Below are 6616 nucleotides of genomic sequence, written 5' to 3'. Positions count from 1 at the left end.
ACCGGATACCACGCGCTTCCCACCCTTCCCTCCCCAAGGACATGGGCGGCATCGGGGAACCGGCCAGGCCGGTGCGGATCCTGCGGCAGGGGGAACTGGCCGCGCTGGTCAGCGACGCCCCCGAGGACCTGAGGCCCAAGCGGCGCGACCTCCTGGCGCACCAGAACGTGCTGGCGGAGGCCGGAGCGGGCGGCGCCGTGCTGCCCATGCGGTTCGGCAGCCTCTCACCGGACGACGAGGCGGTGGCGGCGGTGCTCACCGAACGCGAGGACCACTACCTGGAGCGGCTCAGCGCCCTCGACGGCAGGGTCGAGTACAACGTCAAGGCCAATCACGACGAAGAGGCCGTACTCCACGTGGTGATGGCGGAGAACGAGCAGATCCGCGCCCTGGCGGAGGCCAACCGCAAGGCGGGGGGCGGAACCTACGAACAGAAGCTGCGGCTCGGCGAGATGGTCGCGGCCGCGGTCCAGGCCCGCGAGGCGGTCGACGCCGCGGAGCTGCAGGGCGCGCTGGAGCCGGAGACCGACGCGGTGAGCCCGGGTCCGGAGAGCAGCGGATGGCTGGCGAACATCTCCTTCCTGGTGGACCGGGATGCCGCCGAGGACTTCCTCGCCGCCGTCGAGCGGTTGCGCCAGGCCCGGCCACACCTGGAGATCCGGGTCAACGGGCCGCTGCCGCCCTACAGCTTCGTCGAGCCCGGACCGGCCCAGCACGCCGAGAGCGGCGCCGCAGGAGCGGCAGGAATGGAGTAGTGACGTCATGGGGCTGCTAGGCGAACTGATCTTGCTGCCCGTGGCCCCGGCCCGAGGCACCCTCTGGGTGCTCAAGCAGGTCTTGGCCGAGGCCGAGCGGCAGTACTACGACCCGGCGACGATCCGCCGTGAACTCGCCCTCCTCGAGCAGCGGCTCGAGGCGGGGGAGATCACCGCGGAGGAGTTCGACCGCCGCGAGGACGAGCTGCTCGACCGGCTCGAGAACAGGAACCGACTGACATGAAGAACCGGATGGCGCTGGGGCTCGCGGTTGGCGCGGGCTATGTGCTCGGACGTACCAAGAAGGCGAAACTGGCCTTCGGTATCGGCACGATGGTCATGGGCAAGAAGCTCAAGCTGAGCCCGCAGGCCATCAGCGAACTGGTCGGCCGGCAACTGCGGAACAACCCGCAGTTCAAGGAGATCGGCGACCAGCTGCGACAGGAGCTCCAGGGGGTCGGCAAGGCCGCCACCGGTGCTTTGGTCAACCGCCAGATCAACGGTCTCGCGGACCGGCTGCACAGCCGGACCGAAGAGGTCCAGGACATCGTCTCGGGAGTGGTCCCGGACATCCCGGGCAAGAAGAAGGCCCGCTCGGAGGAGGACCAGGAGCCCGAGGAGACGGAGGAGCCCGAGGAGCCCGAGGACTTCGAGGAGGAGGAAGAGGACCGGGGCGAGGAGGAGCCCGAGGACCGCGAGGAGCGGGGCGAACCCGAGGAGCGAGAGGGCCGTGGCGGGGGGCCTCGTACGAAGAAGGCTCCCTCGAAGAAGGCCGCGGCCGGCAAGCCTCCGGCGAAGAAGGCCCCGGCCAAGAAGACCGCGTCGGCCAAGCGGGCCGTCAAGCGGGCCGGCACCGGTGCGCGCGAGGCCGCCGGACGGCCGCGCCCCCGGAGGGGCGGTGGCGATCGTGACTGAGCACACGCGCCCCGGCCGGACCGCGCCGGCGGTGAACGGCAGTACGAACCCCACGGGTGCGGCCGGCGGGACCGCCGCGCACCCGGACACACGCGAGGGAGGTGGAGACCGTGGCTGACACCGGATCGAAGGGCCCGCTGGGCCTGGACAGCGCGGCCACCGACCGGCTGAAGAGCGAGGCCCAGGCCTACCTCTCCGCGCAGGCACAGCGCCTGCTGACCGGCGCGGGACACAAGCTGGGCGCGGCCACTGTGAAGCTCAACGACGTGGCCGAGGGCCGCAGCCCCGGCCTGGCCAAGACCGCCCTGGAGGGCGGCAGGAAGCTGGCCGAGGGCAAGGGGCCGCTGCGCAGCGCCATGGAGGTCGGCGCCGGACAGCTCAAGGACAAGGTGGTCGGGGCGTTCAAGGGCCTCGGTGGCGGCAGGGGCAAGAAGAAGGGCAGCGGCAACAAGCCGACAGTCATCATCGAGCACATCGATGTCGGTGTCCCGGTGCGCGAGGCCTACGACCAGTGGACCCAGTACCAGGAGTTCAGCACCTTCGCCAAGGGCGTCAAGAGCGTCTCCGCCGCCGACGAGACCACCACGGACTGGCAGGCCAAGATCTGGTGGTCCAGCAGGAGCTGGAAGGCGACCACCACCGAGCAGGTGCCCGACGATCACATCTCGTGGACCTCGGAGGGTGCCAAGGGCAGCACGAAGGGTGTCGTCTCCTTCCACCCGCTCGGGGAGAACCTGACCCGGATCCTGCTCGTCATCGAGTACTACCCCTCGGGGTTCTTCGAGAAGACGGGCAACATCTGGCGTGCTCAGGGCCGCAGGACCCGCCTGGATCTCAAGCACTTCGCCCGCTTCATCAGCTTCCGCAGGGAGGCCTCCGACGGCTGGCGCGGCGAGATCCGCGACGGCGAGGTGGTGCGCAGCCACGAAGAGGCCGTCGAGGAGGAGGAAGCCCGCGCCGAGGAGGCCCGCGCCGAGGAGGAGGGCGGCGAGGAGGAGGCCGAGCCGCGCGGTGAGGAGCAGTATGAAGGAGAAGAAGGAGAGGAAGAAGAGGAAGAAGAAGAGGAAGGACCCGAGGGCGAGTACGAGGAGGGGGAGGAGCCCGAGGGCGAGTACGAGTACGAGGACGACGAGGAGTACGAGGACGAGCCCAAGGCGGAGACCGAGGAGGAGCCCGGGGAGGAGCCCGGGGACACCGGGTACGCCGACGAGGACGGCGATCGCGCGCACGGCCGCCGTGAGCATGCCGGCGCCCGGAGCGGCCGATGACGAGCGCCAGTCGGCTGCCGGATCCCTACGGCCATGACTCCAGCGCCAATCTCGCGGACATCCTGGAGAGGGTTCTCGACAAGGGGATCGTCATAGCCGGGGACATCCGTATCAACCTGCTCGACATCGAACTGCTGACGATCAAGCTCCGGCTGATCGTGGCCTCCGTCGACAAGGCGAAGGAGATGGGCATCGACTGGTGGGAGGACGATCCCGCGCTCTCGTCGAAGGCCCGCCGCAGGGAACTGGCCAGGGAGAACGAGGTGCTGCAGCGGCGCATCGCCGAACTGGAAGCCTCCAGGGAGGAAGTGGAATGAGTGGACTGCGGTATGTCTACGCCGTGTGCCGGCCCTTCGGCGGCGCGCTGCAGACGGACGTCCGCGGCATTCTCGGTGCCCCGCCGGAGACGGTCCGTGAGGGCGACCTGGTGGCGGTGGTGAGCACCGTCCCGGAGAGCGACTTCGCGGAGGAGCCGCTGCGCGAGCACCTCGAGGACCTCGACTGGCTCGCCGCCACGGCCCGGGGGCACCAGGCCGTGGTGGCCGCGCTCACCACGGTCACCAGCCCGCTGCCGCTCCGGCTCGGCACCGTCTACCGCGACGACAGCGGGGTGCGCGTGATGCTCAAGACGGACCGGGACCGCTTCCTGTACGCCCTGGACCGGCTGGACAACCGGGTCGAGTGGGGTGTGAAGGTGTACGCGGAGGAGTCTCCCGCGTCGCCGGACGCCTTGACCGACGCGGGAACCGGTTCGGGAGCCGTGACCGGCTCCGGAACCGGACCCGGCGCGCACCCGGGGCGGTCCGCCGGCGGCGGCCGCGACTACCTCCAGCGGCGGCTGCGCGAGCGGCGCTCCCAGGAGTCCACCCGGGACAGGGCGGAGGCCCTCGCCCGGCATCTGCACGGTGAACTCTCCCGGCTCGCCGAGTCCGCGCTCCTGCACCGCCCGCAGAACCCGCGGCTGTCGTCCGCCACCGGCACCAACGTCCTCAACGCGGCCTATCTGGTGCACCGCGCGGAGTCGGAGGCCTTCGTCGAGCACGTCGAGAAGCTGGGGGAGGAGAGTGCCGGCGTCCGGGTGGAACTCACCGGCCCCTGGGCGCCGTACTCCTTCACCAACTTCTTCACCGACGAGCAGCACGCGCGCACGCAGGCGCGCCACCACGACCCGGAGGAGGGGCCGAGGCCGTGACCCTGATCGAACAGCGCGAGATCGCCCTCGTCGACCTGCTCGACCGGCTCCTCGCCGGCGGCGTCGTCATCGCCGGTGACATCACCCTGCGCATCGCCGACGTCGATCTCGTGCGCATCGACCTGAACGCCCTGATCAGCTCCGTCAACGCTCGGGTCCCCTCGCCCTTCACGGAAGTCCTGTCATGACCGCCGTTCCGCGCGACGCCAACCGACGCAGGCACCTGGACCCCCGCACGGAGCGGGACCCCGGCAGGGCCCCGGAGCCCGTTCGGGCCCCGGAGGCCCCGGACCTCGTGGAGGCCCCGGACCTCGTCAAGGAACTGGACGCCGGCGGCAAGCCGGACCTGGCCCGGGACCTCGGCGGGGCTCCGCAGCCCGGCAAGGACCGGAAGCGCGGCGACCACCGCGGCAGCAACCGCATGGACCTGGAACCGGACACCGTGGAGCGCGACCTGGTGAAACTGGTCCTGACCGTCGTCGAGCTGCTGCGCCAGCTGATGGAGCGGCAGGCGCTGCGCCGCGTCGAGACCGGTGACCTCACGGACGCGCAGGAGGAGCGGATCGGCCTGACGCTGATGCTCCTGGAGGAGCGGATGACCGAACTGCGCGAGCGGTACGGGCTGCGGCCGGAGGACCTGAACCTGGACCTGGGGCCCCTGGGGCGCCTGTTGTAGTACCACCCTGTTGTGCAAGATCCCTCCGTTGCTGAACGGTAGGGGCCGGTCTCGCGTCTAGCCCTGCGAGACCGACCACACCACCGTCTCGCCACGGAAACGGACCCATGCCCGCACTGCCCGTACTGCTGTCGCCCGAGGCCCGGCCCGGAGCCGGACCTCTCGACGCACCTCTCGACGCCCCGGCGCCCGCCTCGCGACGGCCACGCCTGCCGCGCGGACATCGCGGCCCCCTGCTCCTCGCCCTCGCCGTCCTGCCCTTCTACGGGGTGTGGGCGGCCTTCCTCGCGACGGGCGGGGGCGATCTGGCCGCCCAGTACGCCTGGGCCGGCTTCGCCGAACGCAACCCCGGGGCGCCCTACGGGCTGTTCTGGTACGGCGGCCTGCACACGGCCGGGTACAGCGTGCTCTCACCACCGCTGATGGCCCTGCTGGGGGTGCGCACGGTGACGGTCGTGTCCGGGGTGGCCGCCACCTGGCTGCTGGCCGCGCTGCTGGAGCGCACCGGGACGAAGTCCCCGCCCTGGCCCGCGCTGCTCGGCGCGTTCGGCCTCTGGGCGAACGTCGCCTCCGGGCGCACGACCTTCGCCCTCGGCCTGGTCTTCGCGCTGGCCGGCCTGCTGGTACTGGCGGGTCGGCCGGTGACGTGCGGCCGGGTCGCCGCGGCGGCCGCGGCGGGCCTGCTCACCACCCTGGCGAGCCCGGTGGCCGGGCTCTTCCTGGTGGTGGCGGGTGCCGGGTACGCCCTGGACCGGCAGTACGCGAAGGGCACCGCGCTCGCCGTGCCGCCGTTCGCGGTCTGCGGACTGACCTCCCTGCTGTTCCCCCTCAAGGGCGAGCAGCCCATGGCGGCGGACCGCATGATCATGCCGGTGCTGCTCGCCGCCGCGGTGTGCTGGGCGGCGCCCCGGGGCTGGCGGGTGGTGCGGGCCGCGGCGGCCGTGTACGCGCTGGGTACGGTGCTGACCTGGCTGGTGCCCTCGCCGATAGGCACCAATGTGGAGCGCCTCGCCGAGCACTTCGCCCCCACGGTGCTCCTCGCGGCCGTGATCGGCACCGGATTCGCCGCCGCCAGGCGGCGCCCTGCCGTCGTCCTGGCCCTGGCACTGGCCCTGTCCGTGCACTGGCTGACCGGGAAGACCATCGACGACCTGCGGATCTCCACGGACGTACCGGCCTGGGCCGAGCACACCGACGGGGTGATCGCCCAGCTGGAGCGGCTGGGCGCGGACCGCGGCCGCGTCGAGGTGGTACCGGCCCGCAACCACCGGGAGGCCGCCGCGTTCGCACCGCACGTGGCGATGATGCGCGGCTGGAACCGGCAGCTCGACGTGGAGCGCGGGCGGCTGTTCTACGAGGACACGGAGGGGCGGCTCGACGGCGAGCGCTACCGGGCCTGGCTGCGGCACTGGGCGGTCGGGTACGTCGTCCTGCACAACGGCACCGCCGATGGCCCAGCCGTGCGCGAGGCGGCCCTGGTGCGGGCGGGCCGGGAATGGCTGGAGCCGGTCTGGCAGGACGCCCACTGGAGGATCTACCGGTTCACGGACGCCCGACCGCTGGCCTCGGCACCCGCCGAGGTGCTGGACGCGGGGGAGGCGGACGTCGTTCTGCGGATGCCCCGCGCGGGCACGGTGACGGTGAGGGTCGCGTACTCCCCCTGGCTGCGCGTGAACGGAGCCTGTGTGAAGGCGGACGGCCCCTGGACCCGCCTGACGGTCCCGGAGGCGGGCGTCTACCGCCTTCACCCGGAACTCGCCCCTCGGAGATCGGCGGGCTGCGGATGATCGTCGCCCACCGCCCACCGCCC

General features: G+C 71.9%; 9 protein-coding genes. All 9 read left to right on the top strand.

All coding sequences use genetic code 11. The annotated features are described in order from the left end of the window. Positions 1-5 precede the first annotated feature (5 nt). Entirely contained in the window at positions 6-755 is a 750-nt protein-coding gene (locus GUY61_RS32445) for a GvpL/GvpF family gas vesicle protein (RefSeq protein ID WP_166633906.1), read from the top strand. A gap of 7 nt (positions 756-762) precedes the next feature. After that, the gene (locus GUY61_RS32440) at positions 763-999 is read left to right on the top strand and encodes a gas vesicle protein GvpG (protein ID WP_166633904.1); all 237 of its coding nucleotides are present in this window, start codon (positions 763-765) and stop codon (positions 997-999) included. Continuing rightward, a complete protein-coding gene (locus GUY61_RS32435) occupies positions 996-1670 on the top strand; it encodes a DNA primase (RefSeq protein ID WP_166633903.1) in 675 nt (224 codons plus the stop codon). Before GUY61_RS32440 ends, GUY61_RS32435 begins: the two co-directional genes overlap by 4 nt. A 110-nt stretch (positions 1671-1780) precedes the next feature. Continuing rightward, positions 1781-2938: an SRPBCC family protein gene (locus GUY61_RS32430; RefSeq protein ID WP_313896974.1), complete on the top strand. Its 1158-nt coding sequence runs from the start codon at positions 1781-1783 to the stop codon at positions 2936-2938. Continuing rightward, positions 2935-3255 (top strand): gas vesicle protein, encoded by a 321-nt coding sequence (locus GUY61_RS32425; protein WP_166633901.1) that lies wholly within the window; start codon positions 2935-2937, stop codon positions 3253-3255. The genes GUY61_RS32430 and GUY61_RS32425 overlap by 4 nt, the downstream gene beginning before the upstream one ends. Further along, positions 3252-4130, top strand: coding sequence for a GvpL/GvpF family gas vesicle protein (locus GUY61_RS32420; RefSeq protein ID WP_166633900.1), 879 nt, complete (start codon positions 3252-3254; stop codon positions 4128-4130). The genes GUY61_RS32425 and GUY61_RS32420 overlap by 4 nt, the downstream gene beginning before the upstream one ends. Then, positions 4127-4318 (top strand): gas vesicle protein, encoded by a 192-nt coding sequence (locus GUY61_RS32415; protein WP_166633899.1) that lies wholly within the window; start codon positions 4127-4129, stop codon positions 4316-4318. Before GUY61_RS32420 ends, GUY61_RS32415 begins: the two co-directional genes overlap by 4 nt. A gap of 233 nt (positions 4319-4551) precedes the next feature. Then, positions 4552-4806 carry a gas vesicle protein K gene (locus GUY61_RS32410; protein ID WP_166633898.1) on the top strand — a complete coding sequence of 85 codons (255 nt, stop codon included), beginning with the start codon at positions 4552-4554 and terminating at the stop codon, positions 4804-4806. Between the two features lie 107 nt (positions 4807-4913). Next, positions 4914-6593 carry a hypothetical protein gene (locus tag GUY61_RS32405; protein WP_243766911.1) on the top strand — a complete coding sequence of 560 codons (1680 nt, stop codon included), beginning with the start codon at positions 4914-4916 and terminating at the stop codon, positions 6591-6593. Positions 6594-6616 lie beyond the last annotated feature (23 nt).

The organism is Streptomyces sp. GC420 (genome assembly GCF_009916105.1).
Lineage (GTDB): Bacteria > Actinomycetota > Actinomycetes > Streptomycetales > Streptomycetaceae > Streptomyces.
Note: the sequence above shows the minus strand (reverse complement) of the source record. Positions and strands in the feature narration are given on the sequence as shown.